General features: G+C 42.3%; 11 protein-coding genes. All 11 read left to right on the top strand.

Annotation, left to right across the window (positions count from 1 at the left end; all coding sequences use genetic code 11):
* Window positions 1-208 precede the first annotated feature (208 nt).
* Window positions 209-442 (top strand): hypothetical protein, encoded by a 234-nt coding sequence (locus AC13CS_RS05990; RefSeq protein ID WP_293168507.1) that lies wholly within the window; start codon window positions 209-211, stop codon window positions 440-442.
* 247 nt (window positions 443-689) lie between these two features.
* Complete coding sequence (locus tag AC13CS_RS05985) at window positions 690-1,364, top strand: recombinase family protein (protein WP_482888661.1); 675 nt, start codon at window positions 690-692, stop codon at window positions 1,362-1,364.
* 61 nt (window positions 1,365-1,425) lie between these two features.
* Window positions 1,426-1,791 (top strand): hypothetical protein, encoded by a 366-nt coding sequence (locus tag AC13CS_RS05980; protein ID WP_482888660.1) that lies wholly within the window; start codon window positions 1,426-1,428, stop codon window positions 1,789-1,791.
* Window positions 1,792-2,467: 676 nt separating this feature from the next.
* Window positions 2,468-7,561, top strand: coding sequence for an HYR-like domain-containing protein (locus AC13CS_RS05975; RefSeq protein ID WP_482888659.1), 5,094 nt, complete (start codon window positions 2,468-2,470; stop codon window positions 7,559-7,561).
* Window positions 7,562-7,570: 9 nt separating this feature from the next.
* Window positions 7,571-8,476 carry a PorP/SprF family type IX secretion system membrane protein gene (locus AC13CS_RS05970; protein ID WP_482888658.1) on the top strand — a complete coding sequence of 302 codons (906 nt, stop codon included), beginning with the start codon at window positions 7,571-7,573 and terminating at the stop codon, window positions 8,474-8,476.
* 34 nt (window positions 8,477-8,510) lie between these two features.
* Window positions 8,511-10,673 carry a tetratricopeptide repeat-containing sensor histidine kinase gene (locus AC13CS_RS05965; protein ID WP_482888657.1) on the top strand — a complete coding sequence of 721 codons (2,163 nt, stop codon included), beginning with the start codon at window positions 8,511-8,513 and terminating at the stop codon, window positions 10,671-10,673.
* Window positions 10,666-11,307, top strand: coding sequence for a response regulator transcription factor (locus AC13CS_RS05960; RefSeq protein ID WP_163626256.1), 642 nt, complete (start codon window positions 10,666-10,668; stop codon window positions 11,305-11,307). Before AC13CS_RS05965 ends, AC13CS_RS05960 begins: the two co-directional genes overlap by 8 nt.
* 536 nt (window positions 11,308-11,843) lie before the next feature.
* Complete coding sequence (locus tag AC13CS_RS05955; protein ID WP_482888656.1) at window positions 11,844-12,422, top strand: RNA polymerase sigma-70 factor; 579 nt, start codon at window positions 11,844-11,846, stop codon at window positions 12,420-12,422.
* Between the two features lie 72 nt (window positions 12,423-12,494).
* Window positions 12,495-13,700, top strand: coding sequence for a FecR family protein (locus tag AC13CS_RS05950; RefSeq protein ID WP_482888655.1), 1,206 nt, complete (start codon window positions 12,495-12,497; stop codon window positions 13,698-13,700).
* A 208-nt stretch (window positions 13,701-13,908) separates the two neighbouring features.
* Entirely contained in the window at window positions 13,909-17,298 is a 3,390-nt protein-coding gene (locus AC13CS_RS05945; RefSeq protein WP_482888653.1) for a TonB-dependent receptor, read from the top strand.
* A gap of 14 nt (window positions 17,299-17,312) precedes the next feature.
* Window positions 17,313-19,073 (top strand): RagB/SusD family nutrient uptake outer membrane protein, encoded by a 1,761-nt coding sequence (locus tag AC13CS_RS05940; RefSeq protein WP_482888651.1) that lies wholly within the window; start codon window positions 17,313-17,315, stop codon window positions 19,071-19,073.
* Window positions 19,074-19,161 lie beyond the last annotated feature (88 nt).

Below are 19,161 nucleotides of genomic sequence, written 5' to 3'. Positions count from 1 at the left end.
TCCTCCTTTATCGGTCGGTGGCCACTTACGGTCACCGAGGGTATTCCCGAGTTAAAGACGACCGTCATTTGAACAACGATCATCTTAAAGGAAAAGCTCTATGTAAATGGTCGACGCTAAACTAAGGGAATAGCAAGAGGGTGATGCGCAAATTGCGCCATCACGGTTGTTTTAGGGTCTTCAATAAGTTGAAAACCAGTTAATTAAAATGATTTTGGAATACTTTGCAAAATCAGGGCCTACAGTAGACTTTTCCGAAATCTACAGTAAACCCTTCGGGAAGCCCTATAAACACGGGGAATTTTTGACGAAAAAAATGACGCAATTTGACGAAAAAACAAAATTGGGCCTATGGAAAAGCAATCTAAAGCTCAAATTAATGGAATGGAGATTGGAACGATATAAAATTGAGGTCAACAGACCATTGGATTACCTCAAATGATGAGAAGAGTATATCGGATTAATGGATAAAATTGCCTCGCTCAGTAAGGTTAGTTTGGCAAGATTTGGGGCTTGCAGCACTCCACTGCGTTTAGTTCGCTCTTTAATTCGTTTCCTGATTCAAGACCAGGTTTTTTAGGCACCGTTTTATTGAACTTTTATGATAATACGAGTCTACTGACTCTAAAGAGTTTACTTTTTCCGTACACTTATATAGTTTACCTTATATACCCTTTATTACCCCTAAGATGAAGTTCAGATATGCAAGAGTGAGCACAAAATCACAGAAACACGATTTGCAGGTGGATGCCTTTCTCAAGGAAGGAATCAAACCCAAGAACATCTATGCCGATATTTCATCGGGGGCAAAAGCAGAACGGAAGGGACTTGATGAACTTTTATCCATACTAAGGGAAGGTGACACACTAGTGGTTTGGAAACTTGACCGAATAGCCAGAAGCCTTTCACACCTGACCAAACTTATCGAGAACTTCGAACAAAAGGGAATCCACTTCAAGAGCATTCAGGAGAACTTCATTGATACTACATCACCACACGGAAGGTTTATATTCAACCTTTTTGCCTCAGTTGCCCAATTGGAACGAGATATTATCATTGAACGTACACGGGCGGGATTGGAAAGCTCTAGAAGGCGTGGTTTGAAAATTGGTCGAAAACCTGGTTTGAGCGATCAGGCTTTGCACAAAGCAATGTTGGCGGAGCGGTATTACAGGGATAACAAACTGAGCATTGAAGAAATAATGAAGCTCATTGATGTTGGATCTAAAAAGACCCTCTATAAATATCTTGCATACCAAGGAAGAAGAAAATGCCTTGAGTGCGGCAGACTTTTCTGGGACAAGAAACAAGTTTTGGAAAGGGCTAATTGCAAAAAGCACAAAAGGAAAACTAAAACCGTTTGACTACTTTCCTTTTCACCGGAAAGCAAATTCTTAATCATTGGAAATTTCCTACATTTAAACGATGTTCGGATTATTTAGAAGGAAGACATACCAAATAGATTTTTCAGAAGATAACAAAAATGAATTTACAACTTTGTTAACTGAGATTCATGAAATACTTCGTGATTCAGCTTATTCTTACAAGGCTAATTGGATAATACAGATTCTATCAACCGTTTATAAGGAGGATAAGGAAGGTTTTATAAATAAAGTAATTTCGGCAGAGCTACTTGGCGGAGCTGGGTCAGTAGTAGATGTTTGTTTAGAGGATGATACAAAACGGAGACGTTTGGAAACTTTAATGAATGACTTTTTGGAATTGACAATAAAATCAGGATTGAGGCATAAGGCAGTTAAATCAAGAATGACAAGAAGATTAAATGACTAGGTTCAAATAAACTATGACATAGTAAATGGTGATATTTGAATTTATATTGTATCAAATAGCCCTAATATTTGTAATCCGATATTACTACAGAAAATATAAAGGAAAGAAGGATTGGGCTTCTGTTTATCAGGAAGGAATGTTCGTTATAGGATTCGGACTAATCAACTTTTTTCTGATTTTTTGCTTAATAGAAAAGTGTTCCATTACAATGGTGATTAGGAATCTTATGGTTCATAGGTTCTCAGAGTTTAATTTACAGACCCCAAACACCTCATTTTTATCAAAAAAAAACAACAATTTGTTTGCCAACTTTTGATTCGATTTATATCAATGTTATCTGTTTTTGGTATGGCCCATTTTTCTATTCTAGAAATCCTCAGATTTTAATTTTATCTAGTTCATAATAAGAGATACCAAAATCTTGGGAGAATTAAGCATATCCCACTAGTCCTCTTGTTATAGAAGGATAGATGGACGTGCCTTAAGTAGAATACCCATTGCTGCAGGATTCATATTGAAAGTACATTTTCGATTATCTATTATCCATTTAGATATTCTTTTATATGAAATCACCCACTATCTACGTACCCCTACGTAAATTTTGTACATGGGTGCGTATTTTAATTGATTTTATACGGGTATAACTTGCGGCGCGAAAGCATAAAGACATTTTTACATGCCCAAATCATCTTTTCAATCAATCTCGATTGCACTAGTCTTATTGGTTTTATGTTCTAGGAGCCTGTTCGGACAAACCGTAAATCGACCCCATACCTCTATAGGAGACTTGACCAATAGCGAATGGACTCCTTTGCCCTACGAGGGAGGTGGACATCCACGTACCCGGGCCACCATGGACGGTTATTTGCCAACATTGGAAGACGGGGCGGTAGCTGTGGAGTTCATCCTTAAAGGGGGTGACGGCGGACGTGCCACTTGGCAAGGTTTGGTAGCCCAGAAAATAGGACAGGGCGGGGAAGGGGGCACCGTACGGTTTACCTTGCCCATTACCAGTGAAAATGCAGGGGACCGGCTCCAATTTTATATAGGATCTCGTGGAGAATCCGACGCTCATGATGTTGCTGCCAGTGGTGGGGGTGGAGGGGCTACGGCAATAACTCCATATGGACAACCTACTAATCCCATAGCGGTTGCAGCAGGTGGTGGTGGGGGAGCAGCAATCGAAGCTCTGGTTTCCCATGGATATGGTGGCGGCATAGCAAGAAATGGAAAAAATAGTTGTAATTCGCATGGATTAAGAGTGGATGATGCTATTTCGTATGGAAGTGGCGGGGTAGCTCATAGAGGCTTAATTAATGGTGTAGAGACTACTTTTCATCCATTTTCAGGGGGCGGGGGCAGTTTATATAGCCCACCTGAATCAGCAGTGTTATTTGAATTGGAAGTTATGGGAAGTTCACCCAATGGAGGTGGTGCCGGAGGTTATCATCCACCAACTATTGTATATGAGGGAGATTGTTCGGGAGGGTTATTTAACCCTAATTGTACAAAAATAGTGGTTAATGATATCAATCGTGGAGGTACGGGCTGGGCCGGTGGCGGGGCTGGCGGAATATTTTATGGCCATCCGATTGGACCTTCACCCAAATGCTCAAATCAATATATTGGGAAAGGGGCCTCTGGCGGCGGTGGCGCTGGTTATTATGGCGGCGGCGGCGGTGATTTGGAACGTGGCGGCGGTGGCGGACAATCGTATGGCAACCTTAGTATGGTACAAGATTTAGTGGAGACAGAAGGAGGAACGACTATTGCTCCAGTTACTGGTTATATACAATACAGGGTCATTTATGATGAACAGCCCCCTGTGGCAGTATGTAGTGATATTACAGTGTCCCTTGATCTGGAAAATCCCTTATTGGCCGATGGTACTGTTACCATAACGGCTGCCGATATTGATGCAGGGTCTTATGATGATGTTTATATGGCATCCATGTCCCTATCACAAACCACCTTTACCTGTGATGACGTTGGTACCGTCCCGGTTACCTTAACTGTTCTTGATGGAAAGGGCAATGGGGCTACTTGTACGGCCAATGTAACCGTAGTGGACAATACCCCTCCCTTTATGCTTGCGATGACCAATTTTATTGAAATGGGGCAGAGTACTTCTGTGGAACTAACACCACAAGGCCCTTTTGATATCTCGGATAATTGTGACAGCTATACCGCTGTGGCCAGTACCCGTACGGCAACCTGTGCCGATATTGGGACCAATATTTTGGTGCCTATTGAAGTGACCGACCAATATGGGAATACGGCTACCTATAATTACGTGTACCAGATTAACAAGAATACGCCACCTATAGTAAATACAAAATCGGCGACCATTTATCTGGGTGCCAATGGGCGCGCAACCCTAACACCTGAAGATATAGACGATAACAGTATAGATGCCAATGGCTGTTACACCACCTTTACCAGAACATTGAGCAAAACCAATTTTACCTGTGCCGATGCGGGAACGCATACGGTTACCTTAACGGTAAATGACGGTTATAATTCGGCTTCGGCCACAGCCACGGTTACAGTGGTAGATCCCTATGATCGCAGTTCAGGTATTGTTTATGTGGATGAGAACGCGACGGGATCAAACAATGGAACCTCTTGGAACGATGCATATACCGATTTACAGGATGCACTTGTCCAGTCTGCGAATTGTGGGTTAACGGAAATATGGGTGGCCCAGGGCACCTACAAACCGGGAACATCCGAATATGATTCTTTTGTCATTCCCGAAGGGGTGACCCTTTTGGGAGGCTTTATCGGAAATGAAACTTCATCGGACCAACGGAATTGGAACGCAGCGCCGACCCTGTTAAGTGGGGATATCAATGGGAATGATATGGCAGATGCAGGGGACAGCCATACCATTGTGACAGTGACAACTCCTAATGTGACTTTGGATGGACTTATCATTGCGTATTCCTATGCGGATGATCCTACGGACAATAGTCAAGTGGCCATTGGCCGAACCGGGGGAGGGCTTTATATAAACCAAAATGCCAGCTTTCTTTTAAAGAATAGCATACTGCACGATAATATTGCCTTTAGTGATGGCATCAATGGTGTGGGAGGCGCGGTAATTAGTTTTACCGGTGATACAAAATTAATAAGTTGCTTGCTGTATGATAATGTTGCCTCCACTGTTGGAGGTGCTGTTTCATGTGAATCCGGTGAAGTTGAAATTATAAATTCCACCCTGAGCGATAATACGGCTGCCACTGGGGGTGGTATCCATTTAAGTGATGGGACTCTGTTGGTGGCGAACTCCATTCTTTCCAATAATGCCGGTACCAATGGCCATATCAATCTGGATGGTGGATATGCACGCCTGTATAGTTCATTGGCATATAATGGGACTGTTTCTGGAGATGTGATGCAAAGTCGCAATCTGGCGGTGAATCCGGAGTTTGAAGATGTGGCGGGACATGACTATAGCGTGAAGGCTACCAGTCCTGCCATAAATGCTGGGAACAATAATTTTGTGGTATCGTTAGGGGCGCCGGATGCTGCAGTCGATTTGGCCGGTAACGGGCGTATTTACGACTATGCCAATGGTGGTACTGTTGATATGGGCGCCTATGAGTTACAAGACAGGGCACCCGTGGCCATTTGCCAGGATATTATAGTAGCGCTAGATGCAAACAGTAGGGTGATTATAGGCCCTGAAGAAATAGATAACGGCTCTTATGATGAGGATAATGGAATAACACTTACCCTCGATGTTACAGAATTTGATTGTTCAGACCTAGGAACGAATGAAGTGATACTAACCGTAACGGCCAATAATGGGGTAAGTGTCCAATGTACGGCAACTGTTACCGTGGAGGATACCTTGGCTCCAGTTCCTGATTTGGCAAATCTATCAGATGTAAATGCAGAATGCGAGGTAAGCAGTCTAACGGCCCCAACGGCCACGGATAATTGTAGCGGTTTGCTAACAGCAACCCATGATGCAACTTTGCCGATTACGGCCCAAGGTACTACTGTGGTAACGTGGACCTACGAAGATACAGCCGGTAACACCAGTACCCAAACACAGCATGTGATCATTGCAGATACGGAGGCACCGGTTCCCGACCAGGCGAATTTACCTGATATTGCCGATGAATGTGAGGTTGGTAGTCTAACGGCCCCAACGGCCACAGACAATTGTAGCGGTTTGCTAACAGCAACCCATGATGCAACTTTGCCGATTACGGCCCAAGGTACTACGGTGGTAACGTGGACCTACGAAGACAAAGCCGGGAACACCAGTACCCAAACACAGCACGTGATCATTGCAGATACGGAGGCACCGGTTCCCGACCAGGCGAATTTACCAGATATTGCCGATGAATGTGAGGTAAGCAGTCTAACGGCCCCGACAGCCACGGACAATTGCAGTAGTGCGGTAACAGTTTCGCACGACGCTGTTTTGCCCATCACACAGCAAGGAACCACAGTGGTAACGTGGACCTACGAAGATGCATCCGGGAACACCAGTACCCAAACACAGAACGTAATCGTTGATGATGCCGATGCACCTGTTCCCGACCAAGCAAGTTTACCGGATATTACTTCTGAATGTGAAGTGAGCAATCTAACGGCCCCAACGGCAACGGACAATTGTAGTGGTTTGCTAATGGCAACCCATGATGCTACTTTGCCGATAACAACCCAAGATAATACGGTGGTCATATGGACCTACGAAGATGCAGCCGGTAACACCAGTACCCAAACACAGAACGTAATCATTGATGATGCCGATGCACCGGTTCCCGATCAGGCGAATTTACCGGATATTGCCGATGAATGTGAGGTAAGCAGTCTAACGGCCCCAACGGCCACGGACAATTGCAGTAGTGCGGTAACAGTTTCGCACGACGCTGTTTTGCCCATCACACAGCAAGGAACCACAGTGATAACGTGGACCTACGAAGATGAAGCTGGGAACACCAGTACCCAAACACAGCACGTGATCGTTGAGGATACCATGGCTCCTGAGTTGATTTCAGCATTGGATACGGATCTTACGGTGTATTGCAATGAAGTACCTGAAATCCCAAACCTGGTTTTTGAGGATAACTGTGATATGGAGGTTCAAATTGAATATGGTCAAAATGAGACCATTTCAGGAGAAGGGTATCAAATTGAACGTTTCTGGATAGCTTCCGATGCCAAAGGAAATGAAGAACGTGTTGAGCAAAATATCACAGTATTGCCAATGCAGATAAACACTGATGATAACATTGCCGTATGCATTACTGAAACCTATTTGGACCTCTACGAAAAAATCGAAGGGGAAGCAGGAAATGGAATCTGGGAATCCCAAAGCAGTTCGGTCAATATAAACGGCTCTGTAATCGACCCATCGACCATGGAGATTGGGACGTATACTTTTACCTATACCGAACAAGCAGGAATGTGCGTCAACCAGGTGGTTGTTGAGGTAAGGGTAGAAGATGTCTGTGGAACGGATGGAACATCAAAAATGGGGGTCTCAAAGGTACTTACCCCGAATGATGACGGGCACAACGATTACTTCATTGTGGAAGGCCTCGATACAGATGGAAATAAAATTTCACTGATGGTATTTGATCGTTGGGGACAGCAGGTTTACCAATCGGATGATTATCAAAACGATTGGAATGGTAGACGAGGCAATAACCAAGGTAAACTGTCTTCAGGAACCTATTTCTATGTGATACAGGTGTTGAATTCCAATACGAAACCCATTAAGGGAAGTATCTACATTGGCACCAAATAAAAGATTAAGATGAAGAAGTTTATATTATTGATGGTCGTTGTGGTCGTGTGCCATCACCAAGCCATAGCCCAACAGGTACCACAGTTCACACAATACTTGTACAACCCCGTTAGTATCAACCCTGCATTTGCAGGAAGTACAAAAGGCTTCTCGGCCATTTTGATGCACCGTTCACAATGGAGTGGTTTCGAGGGGGCACCATCCACACAAATGTTTTCGGCACATACCCCTTTGCGCAATGAAAAGGTAGGGCTGGGGCTTTCGCTTGTGAGCGATGGTTTGGGCGAAGAAAAATTTGATTACCTCTATGGCGATTTCTCTTATACGCTACAAGTAGGTAGGACTACTCGCCTAGCTTTTGGTATAAAAGCAGGCTTTACCCACTATGCGTTGAACCCTAACCTATTGAATAGACCCGATGTGCAAACGGATCCCTACTTCAACTCCTATGCAGCGAGCTGGTCGCCCAATGTGGGGGTGGGTGGCTTTTTGTATGGAAAAAGGTGGTATGTGGCGGCATCGGTACCGCAGATGTTTAATACAGATTATATAGGTTCAGGGGATGAAATATTTTATAGTGCCACGGACAGCCCCAATTTATATTTTACGGGCGGGTATGATTTTCAACTTGCCCAATCCATTGTATTGAACCCCACAACCATGCTTATAGTTGCCGATCAAGCTTCGGTTTCCGTAGATGCAGGGGTCAATGTTAAGTTTTACGATCAATTTATGCTGGGGGTCAATTACCGGTTTAATAGTTATGATGCCGTTGGTGGCTTGGGAAGCTTTATGATAGGTAAAAGGTTGATGCTGGGATATGCCTACGAAATCCCAGTATCAGGAATCCGTCCATATACTGGAGGTACACATGAGTTCTTTTTGAGGTACGACTTTATTCCAAATATAAATTAAAACTATATGCAGTATCCATTGGGTTCCAATGTTGATGGGAGTAAAGGGAATTGCAACGATGTTGGTACAGGGTAGGTTGAACATTTTAGGTTGGGCAAGGCAATATATTTGTACGCCGACCCATCAAAGTTTAGGTAATAATGGTATTTTTATGTTTGTGTATAAATGCCCCAAACCCATACTGATTTTATTTTTTTGTTTGGTTTCCGGAATATCTCGTTCCCAAAACTTGGGAGACCATGACAAAGTAGTGCACACTTTGGATTCAATTTCAAACTTTGTAGAGAGAGCGAACTATTTGCTTGAACTTATTGAACAAGAAAGCATGGACAATGATGCGGTGGCCAAACTTGCTCTTCAGTACAGGGATTCGTCATTGGCTAAAAAACGATGGGAGGAAGCTTTGATGTTCACAAATGCCTTGGGGACATATTACATTTATCAATCCATCAACCATAAAAAAGCATATGGTATATTGGATGACTATCAACCCTACGTTAATTTCAATGTTGATGAAAATCAGATAGCGCTTTTTTACATTAACTATGCTGAGGCTTCGACTTATATGCAATATTATAAGAAATCCTTGGAAATATTGGATGAGGGAATCCAGTTCATGGAAAAGCAAAAGGATTCATCGTTATATGAATTCGGTTATGCGTATTTGAAAGCAGGTGAAAATAGTGATAAGGTCAACGAAATTTCCGAAAGTGTTGCCTATTTTGAAAAGGCCAAGAAGATATTTGCCCATCAAAAGGATACATTGATGTACTTGTGGGCGCAGAATGGTTTGGCACAACTCTATGGTAAAAATGGGCTTTATAATCGGGCACAGGAGGCCCGTGGCGAAGTATTTGAAAAGGGAACAGCCATAAAAGAGTATCAGGTGGTTGCCATTGCACGTTTGGCTGCCTGTAATGAGGCCAACCGTAAAAATGACTTTGCCGAAGAGCTTCAACAAATTCGAATGGCCCTTAAAGAAAGGAACCATGAATCCGATGTACAGGGCATAGTGGATATTTTGACCCTTTCTTATGCCGTTTCCACTTATGCCAGGAACGGGATACGGGATACTTCGGACTTATATAAACGGGAACTTGTTTCCAAGATAGGCCCTCATATCAACAATCCTTTTTTAGAAACGTACTATCATTTGGCCATGAGTTGGAATGCATTGGCCAACAACCAACTTACACAAGCAGAAAGGTATGCCCAAAAAGCCCATAAAGGGGTTAAGGGAACTTTGGAAGCCCAAAACATTATGCGTTCAGAGTTGTTATTGGCAAATATTTATGAGAAAATGAACAATTTGCAAAAATCCCTCCAACACTTTAAAAATTATGCCAGAATGAAAGATTCTGTCAATAATGTGACCTCTAGGAGAAGGTTTGCCTTTATTCAAGCCGAACTTGAAACAGAAAAGAAGGATATGGAGATTGCACAACAAAGACAGGATATTAAAATACTGGATGCCCAAAACAAAGAAAAAACATATTGGTTGGTCTTTGGTGGTGTCATACTTGTTGGGGGGTCTGGTTTTCTATGGCTATATCGGAATCGTAGGTTTGCAGAGAAAGAGCAGGAGCTTACCGAGAAATATTCTCAGGACTTGTTATGGCAACAAGAAAAGGAAAGGGAACATATAGCGAGGGAATTGCACGATAGCATAGGGCAACAACTGACCATAATGTCCAAAAAAGCGAGGGATACTGATCAAAAAGAATTGCTGCAACTCTCCCAGAATACCTTGGAAGAAGTCAGAATGGTTGGAAAGGGCCTTCTTCCCCCTACATTGGTCAGTTTGGGAATTACAGGGGCAATCCAGCAGCTTATCTATACTTTTGATGAAGAGTACAGTATTATTTTTACCTTGGAAATGGATTCGATTGAGGGCTGTTTTACCAAGGATAAAAATGTAAACCTCTATCGTTTTATACAAGAAGCATTGACCAATATGGTGAAACATTCGCAGGCCACAGAGGTGTTGGTCGAGGTGTTAAAGGAGACGAATTGCGTAAAGTTATTGATTGAGGACAATGGAATAGGTTTTGACTATGAAGAAAAGCATAAGGGGCAAGGTTTGGGCCTTAAAACAATGGAGAAAAGAATTCGTATGATGGGGGGGACCATTCAAATCCAGACCATGAATAAACGAGGAACCAGCATTATTGCCAATATCCCAATATCAGATGCATAATACCCATACCATATTGGTGGCCGACGATCATCCCTTGTTGTTAAAAGGGTTGGTAGATGAACTTGAATCCAAAGGATATAATGTGATTGCTCAGTCAACCAATGGCTTAGAGGCTTTGGAACAACTATTGGACCTAAGACCCGATATTGCTATTTTGGATATTCAAATGCCGATGCTTTCTGGAATAGAAGTGATAACAAAGGCAACGGATGCAGGCTGTACTACCCGTTTTATCCTACTTACTTCCCATAAGGAGGAAGGGCTTGTTTATAGGGCCAAACAACTGGGAATCAGTGGTTATTTGCTCAAAGAAGAACCTTTTTTGGAAATGGAAAGGTGTATCCTAAAGGTGAGTGCAGGGGAAACGTACTTTAGCAAGACCTTTGAACAAATGGTGGAAACAACCATTAATCCACAGCTAAAAAAACTAAAACTACTGTCTTCTTCAGAACGCACTATTCTTCGAATGGTGGCGCAGTCAAAAACGTCCAAGGAAATTGCCGAGGAGTTGTTGATTTCCTTGCGAACAGTCCAGAAGCATAGAAGCAATATCATCCAAAAATTGGAATTGGGTGGCGGAGACCAATGGACTTCCTGGATTTCCAAGTATAAGGATTTAATATTGTCACTATAATCATAAGCCAGAAATACGTACCCCTACGTAAAAATCGTACTGGGGTACGTATTTTTATTGAAGGTATGGTAAGTTATCTTGTGTTTGAAAACATTGATTTTACTATATGTTCAGCCCCCGACCTCCATTCTCTTTTATTGAGCCTTGTTTGTACATTTTATGCTCGTTGGGTCCAAACCATATCGAGCATTTGCTTTTGTCCAAGAAAAAAGATGGTTTTCAATGTGTCTTAAATGATGATGTGTCTGGGCAGGGAGTTCAGCCCATAATGGGTTTAATTGCATGTACAGGACTATTTTCCAAAATGGATTCTGAAATGGATAAACACGTGGTGAACATAAATTATTTAAAAATTTTTAACCCTATTTCAACTTATGGTCGTCTTAGTAGTGTTATGAGAGGAAACAAACATAATGGTATACTAAAGTTACCTAGCATCGTAAATATTTACATAATTGTTAAGTCGTTTAGTTAGTTTGAAATAGGGCAGTCTTGGATTGCCCTATTTTTTGTGGCATAAACGGCGGAGTTTAATAGTGTACAGTATAAATAACCCCTTAAAACTGAAAGCCAATAAAACATACCGCCTAACTACCAAAGAATACAAGATTCTTTTTGATACCCACCACGTTTCACTTTGTTTGTTTTGCAATCGTTATTTGAACGATATCGAGATGGCAAGGGATGTCGTACAGGAAATTTTTATAAAAGTTTGGAACAAAAAAACGGTTTTTAAAAGCCAGAATACTGTTAAATCCTATTTGTATACAGCAGTAAAGAATAGAGCGTTGGATGTGCTGAAAAGCAAAAGGTATAAATCGAAATGCGACTTATCTGTCGAGGCCATTCAAAGTATGGAAACCGATTCTTTTTTTTCAACTGAGCTCGTATTGCAAGAAACGGCACGCTTGGTGGACCATGCTGTGGATACCTTGCCATTGAGATGTAAGAAAATCATAAAACTAAGTTTATTGGGCTATAAAAATGGTGAAATCGCCAATGAATTGGAGATAACCTTGAACACTGTAAAGGCCCAGAAAAAAATAGCCTATCGTAAGCTCCGTTTCCAACTTCGGGAACACATCGCCTTAGTGGCCCACATCTTTTTGCCATAAAAAAGAAAAATGTTTAACCCCATTTGCATGTAACATCGTCTTTAAACTAAAGAAAGCAACAATTACTACCATATGTTAAGGGATTTCGGCAAACTAATCGAACTGGCTAAAAAACTGGCTAGAACAATCCTACTTCGAGAAAGGATTGATGAGGTGGATACCTCAGAGGAGCTGAATCAAGACGAGCGGGATTATATCATGCAAAAATTGGCAGAACCCAGTCATTGGCTTGAGAGAAGTCGTTTGAAAAAGGAGGTGGATGAAACGCACGCAAGGGAATGGGAAAGGTTAAGAGCAAATACAGTTGCGGATTCAAAGCTTAGATATTTAAAAATAATGGTCAAAGTTGCCGCTGTTTTTATCGGTGTTGCTGTCTGTACCTACTTTTTTTTAAGTGGAAATTTTACGGAGGAGAGGACTGGTGCATTGCCCGAACAAGAATCGATTACTCTGGAACTTGAAAATGGTGCTGTTGAAAAACTGTCAAAATCCGATAATCGACTGTTTAAGAACAGCAAAGGAAACGTCGTGGGGATGCAAAAATTCGATAAACTTGATTATACCCAAGCAGAAGAACGGTCCAGCAGTTCCGATAGTGATAAGAAGTCAATAGAGTATCATAGGCTCACCGTTCCTTATGGTAAAACATTTCAACTTGTCTTGTCCGATGGGACCAAAGTGCATCTTAATGCGGGAACGTCCTTGAAATATCCTGTGCGGTTTATCGAAGATAAAAGCAGGGAGGTTTTTATGGAGGGTGAGGCTTTTTTTGATGTCCAAAAAAATAAGGAACAACCATTTATAGTTAATTCGGGTAGCCTAGGCGTCCAAGTACTGGGGACCCAATTTGTGATTTCTTCCTACCCTGAGGATGCATTTATAAATACGGTTTTGCTTGAGGGCTCCGTTGGGTTGTACAAAAACCAAGGTTCTCAGAAAAAAGACAAGGAAAGGTATACCATGTTGGAACCCGGGTTCATGGGGGCATGGAGCAAAGAGGAGGAAAATATCGCTGTCACAGAAGTGGATACGGATATCTATACCGCATGGACTAAGGGAAGGATGGTGTTCAGCCACATGAAATTTGAGGACATCATCAAGAAATTGGCGCGATGCTACAATGTGTCAATCACAAACAACAACGTAGAGCTTGGAGAAGAAACCTTCACGGCGACCTTTGATATCAAAATTGAATCAATGGAAGATATACTGGAGTCGTTCAAAAGAAATTACGGCTTTGAGTATGATATTGAAAACGACAAAATCAATATTTATTAACCAAAAAAATCTGCCAATGAAATGAACTTTTGAATATAAATAACCATCACTCTAGAAGAAAAAAATCGGAAAATGCTGACACATTCCCCGATTGGATAAAAGAGTGATTTAAACCAAATGTTAAATCATCTTAATACAGAACAAAGATATGAAAATCCTTTCGATGTTAAGGGGCATGCTCCCCTTATACTTGAAGTTAGACCTTAAAATGAAACTGACAGTCTATCTTTTTATCATTTCCCTTTTTCAGGTTCAGGCAAGTTCTTATGCCCAGAACACCAAAATCACTTTGAATTTAGAGAATGTTAGTGTTGAAAAAGTGTTGAGAGAAATTGAGTCCAATACGCAATTCAAATTTTTGTACAACGATAACGAAATTGAATATGCCAAGAAGGTCTCTATCAATGTAAAAAACAAACGCATTTCCAAAATTTTGGAAGAACTCTTCTCGAAAACCCCCATAACCTATGAGGTTTTCAAAAAACAAATAATACTTAAGCGTTCCTTGCCTAGGGTGGATGAAGACAGACCAAAAAAAAATACGGAAACCAATAATTACCAACAAATGGTTTCGGGATCTGTCAAGGACATTGACGGGAACCCATTGCCAGGGGTCAATGTTTTGGTGGATGGAACCACCAATGGAACACAGACCGATTTCGATGGCAATTATTCGATAGAAGCGGATGAAGGTGACATACTTGTGTTTTCCTATATGGGAATGATCACTCAGCGTATTGAAGTGACCACCGATGTAGTTGAAGTGACCATGAAAGAAAATACAAGTGAACTAGATGAGGTGATCGTTGTAGGTTACGGGGTGCAGAAAAAGGAAAACCTGACGGGAGCCGTTGGGGAGACTTCTAGCGTGGTCCTTGAAAACAGGGCCGTCCAAAATGCCGGTCAAGCTTTACAGGGTACCGTTGCCAACTTGAATGTAACGACCAACCCTGGTTCACCGGGAAGAATTGGTCAAGGCTCTGCCTTTCAAATCCGGGGACTTGGTGATATAAATGGCGGAGCGGCACCACTGGTACTCATTGATGGTGTACAGGGCGATTTAAACCTTTTAAACCCGATCGATATTGAGAGTATATCGGTGTTGAAAGATGCAGCATCGGCTGCAATCTATGGGGCCCGAGCAACTTTTGGGGTCATTTTGGTAACCACAAAAAAAGGTTCCAGAAAGCAAACCACGGTAAGTATTAACAGTTCGGTGTCGAATAACGCTCAAACTGTTTTTCCAAAAACAGTAAATTCCCTGCTTTATGCAGAAACAGTGAATGCAGCTGCGGCCAACTCGGGAATGAACCCGATTTTTGGTCCAGACCAGATGGATAGAATACGACAATACCTTTCCGATCCAGGGAGTATTCCAACCACGGTTCCCGAGCCCGGAGATCCTTCGCGTTGGAGTTATGGACTGGGTAACGCAAATGTGGATTATTTTGATGCGTACTACAGTGATTCCATGGTAAGCCAAAAACACGACTTTGCGGTAAGTGGAGGAGGAGACAATACAGATTATCGTATCTCTTTGGGCTACCTGGACCAAGATGGAATTTATGAGATAGGACAGGATAACTACAAACGGTACAATCTTTTGGCCAATATTAATACGGATTTGAACGAGAAACTCAAGTTTAGCTTTCAAACCCTGTACAATAGAGGTTTTACCAATGAACCTTATGACTATTCGGCACAGACAGGTGACCTTTTTCATATTACCTATACGAGGCAGCCACACTGGCCACTGTACGATCCTAATGGATATCCTTTGTGGACCTCGGAAATCCAATATTTTGAAGGATCAAGGCGTAAGATTAGGGAGGATGAATTAAAATTGATGGGAACCGTGGTGTTTGAGCCCATAAAAGATTGGAAAACCACTGCACGGTACTCGTACTCCAAATTAATGACGGAAGTCAACGCCCATCAGGCTGTTTTACAGGCACATGATACGGATGGGAATCCATACGATATTCAGTCCGTCAATTCTGTGAGCAAAACAAATGCATCAAGGGATTATGAAAGTTTAGAGTTGTTCTCTTCTTACGATAAAACCATTGGCGGACACTATTTTAACGTGCTACTCGGAGGCCAGAGAGAAGATTATACCCGCAATGCAATATCGGGTTATGTTCCCAATTTGGTCACCGACGCCATACCGTCCTTGAATACGGGAACAGGTATTAGGCAAACATCCGATTCAATTGATGAGTGGGTCAATATTGGTTTTTTTGGCCGGGTAAACTACAATTACAAAGGCAAATATTTGTTTGAGGCGAATGCTAGGTATGATGGAACGTCAAAATTTCCTGTGGGAAATCAATGGGGATTTTTTCCGTCGGTATCCGCAGGTTGGAACATTGCCAAGGAAAACTTTTTTAACGTCAAAGAGATAAACTCCCTCAAACTAAGAGCCTCCTATGGAGAACTCGGGAATCAGCAAATTTCAAATTACCTCTTTTATGCACAAGTCCCCATTCGTACCAATCTGGGGTATATAATTGATGGTGAGCGGCCCAATTATATTTCTGCGCCAGGGTTGGTCAGTAATAATTTAACCTGGGCAACAGCTAACACCTTGGATTTTGGTTTGGATGTAGCCATGCTGAAGAATCGTTTGAGTCTGAGTTTTGATTGGTTTGAAAGAAAGACTTTGGATATGGTCGGTCCAGCAGAAGCTTTGCCCTCTGTTTTAGGAGTGGGTGTCCCGGTAACCAATAATGCCGATATGGTAACCAAGGGATTTGAGTTGACCTTGGGCTGGAACGATGTGATCGATGAGGAGTTCAATTACTCACTACAATTCAATTTATCGGATAACTTTTCCAAGATTACCAAATACAACAGTACAACCAACAATATTTGGGGCTTTTATCCAGGCAAGGAGATTGGAGAAATATGGGGGTACACCACCGCGGGAATTATCCAAAGTGATGAACAATTGAACAATATGGCCGACCAGACGACTTACATCTATGGCGGAAACTGGAACCTCGGAGATATTGAATATACCGATTTGAATGGAGATGGTGTAATCTCCCAAGGGGAAAATACCATCGAAGACCCAGGAGATTTAAGAAGGATAGGAAATACAACACCGCGTTATGCCTTTGGATTCACTACCAGATTCGATTGGAAAGGATTTGATTTCAATATGTTTTGGCAGGGTATTGCAAAAAGAGAAGTTTCGTTGGGTGACATTCCGTTTTATGGACTTACGGGAAGTTGGACACAGCAAGTGTTCGAAACAACACTGGACTATTGGACACCCGAAAATACGGATGCCTATTTTGCGAGACCGTATGCAACGGGCGAAATCAGGAAAAACCAGCAACAGCAAACAAGGTTTTTGCAAGATGCTTCCTATATGCGGTTGAAAAACCTTCAGTTGGGCTACTCCCTACCGAGTACTGTTTTGGATCCTTTAGGCTTTAGTAGGCTTAGAGTTTATGTTAGTGGAGAAAACCTACTGACCTTTTCGCCCATTGATGAGAACTTTGACCCGGAAAGACTTCACGGATATTATGGTCCGGGTAAATCATACCCATTGTTTAGAACGATTACCATGGGTGTAAACATTGAATTTTAAAATTGGATAAGATCATGAAAAAATATACACTAGTCACAATGATGGCCGTACTACTTGTTGCGATACTATCATGCGAAGATGAATTGACCACTATTCCAAAGGACACTATTACCGATCAAGGTATTACATTCTCGGCCAATGAGATGGAAATGTACGCCAACCAGTTTTACACATCTTTGCCGGGAACCATGGCTGCATGGGCGTGGGAATCCGATGCTGCATCTGATAATAATGTTCCAGCTTCATTTACATCATATCCATTGGCATTTGGAACCCAGACTATTCCCGCTTCAGGTGGAGGTTGGAATTGGGGCAACATCCGCAATGTCAATTTTTTCTTGGACAATATTTCTGTCTCCGAAGCGCCACAATCCGCTCAAGACAAGTATATGGGGGAAATACTATTTTTTAAGGCCTTCTTTTATTTTGATTTAATGAAAAGGTTTGGCGATTTACCTTGGTTGTCAACTACATTGGATGTGGACTCTCCGGAACTGTTCGAAGGACGTTTGTCCAGATCGGTGGTTGCCGATTCCATACTTTCCGTATTAGATCGTTCCATTGAAAAGCTGCCTACTAAAACACAAACCCAAGAAGGACGTATCCACAGGGATGTTGCTCTTCTTTTTAAAGCCAGGGTGGCTCTTTACGAAGGTACTTGGGAGAAGTACCACGCAGGAACTCCCTTTGAAGGTGATGGTAGGGATGTTAACAGGTTTTTTGTTCAAGCCAGGGATGCCGCTGAAGAAGTCATGGAAGGCGGATATACGCTTTACAATGATTTTTCGCATCCCGAAATCCCGGATGGCTTCAGTTATTGGAGATTGTTTTCAACACCTAGCTCCGAGATTTCAGGTATATCCGAAGTGTTGTTGGCAAGAGAGTACAGTGCCGATTTGGATTTGATCTATTGGGGTCAGCAAATCAGAACCTCAGGAGGGCCAAATGGACAAGGGATTTCAAAATCGCTTGTGGATTCCTATCTCTGTAGCGATGGATTGCCCATTGGGGTAAGTCCACAATATATGGGAGACGAAACCTTGGAAGAAGTTACCACCAATAGAGATCCTCGTATGAAAATGACCATATCCACACCTGGAATGCCAATTAAAATATCCAATGGTGTGGTGGATACATACGAACTTCCTTTTTTAACCTTGAATCCATGGCCCAATACCACGGGATATCAAATTTATAAGTGGCTCAGTCCATTTATAGCCACAGAAGATGCCTCAGGTAACAATACCTCCAATGCCGTTCCCTTGTTTAGGTATGCAGAAGCATTGTTAATAGCCGCCGAGGCACATGAGGAACTGGGAACTTGTACCCAAGCCGTATTGGATAGGACCATCAATTTATTGAGAGACAGGGCAGGAGTCCCCCATCTTAATGCAGTGGTCGGTTTTACCGATCCTAATTGGAATTTTCCCGAGCTTTCTCCCCTAATGAACGAGATTAGAAGGGAAAGAAGAGTGGAACTGGCTTTTGAAGGGTTTAGAAGAGATGATTTGTATCGTTGGGCGGCCACGGATTTAATCCGTGCACCTAGACTTGGATCTAAATTGGAACAATGGAGAGACCGACCTTTTGAGCCTGCCTATGATGTGGATGAGGTATCCCCACGGATAGAAAATGTGGATGGCTACATTTCTCCTCTGTTACAGACCTTCGGCGAAGGGGAAGTTGGCTTTGATCCTTCAAAAAATTACTTGGCGCCGCTGCCTGTAGATCAACTTACCTTAAACCCAAACCTGGAGCAAAACCCGGGGTACTAGCCTTGGCACTTATTATAAAGTGGTTTAGTTGCGGCCTTCCTATTTATTTTGGAAGGTCGCACACTAAATCAAAGGCCATTTTCTGGGA

The sequence above is a fragment of the Flagellimonas sp. B-3 genome, assembly GCF_056857835.1.
The sequence above is the reverse complement of the archived record's forward strand: the minus strand, read 5'-3'. Positions and strand labels throughout refer to the sequence as shown.

Excerpts from the sequence above, each read along its gene's own strand:
- AC13CS_RS05990 (WP_293168507.1), top strand. The coding sequence starts at position 209 with ATGATTTTGGAATACTTTGCAAAATCAGGGCCTACAGTAGACTTTTCC.
- AC13CS_RS05985 (WP_482888661.1), top strand. The coding sequence starts at position 690 with ATGAAGTTCAGATATGCAAGAGTGAGCACAAAATCACAGAAACACGAT.
- AC13CS_RS05980 (WP_482888660.1), top strand. The coding sequence starts at position 1,426 with ATGTTCGGATTATTTAGAAGGAAGACATACCAAATAGATTTTTCAGAA.
- AC13CS_RS05975 (WP_482888659.1), top strand. The coding sequence starts at position 2,468 with ATGCCCAAATCATCTTTTCAATCAATCTCGATTGCACTAGTCTTATTG.
- AC13CS_RS05970 (WP_482888658.1), top strand. The coding sequence starts at position 7,571 with ATGAAGAAGTTTATATTATTGATGGTCGTTGTGGTCGTGTGCCATCAC.
- AC13CS_RS05965 (WP_482888657.1), top strand. The coding sequence starts at position 8,511 with ATGGGAGTAAAGGGAATTGCAACGATGTTGGTACAGGGTAGGTTGAAC.
- AC13CS_RS05960 (WP_163626256.1), top strand. The coding sequence starts at position 10,666 with ATGCATAATACCCATACCATATTGGTGGCCGACGATCATCCCTTGTTG.
- AC13CS_RS05950 (WP_482888655.1), top strand. The coding sequence starts at position 12,495 with ATGTTAAGGGATTTCGGCAAACTAATCGAACTGGCTAAAAAACTGGCT.
- AC13CS_RS05945 (WP_482888653.1), top strand. The coding sequence starts at position 13,909 with ATGAAACTGACAGTCTATCTTTTTATCATTTCCCTTTTTCAGGTTCAG.
- AC13CS_RS05940 (WP_482888651.1), top strand. The coding sequence starts at position 17,313 with ATGAAAAAATATACACTAGTCACAATGATGGCCGTACTACTTGTTGCG.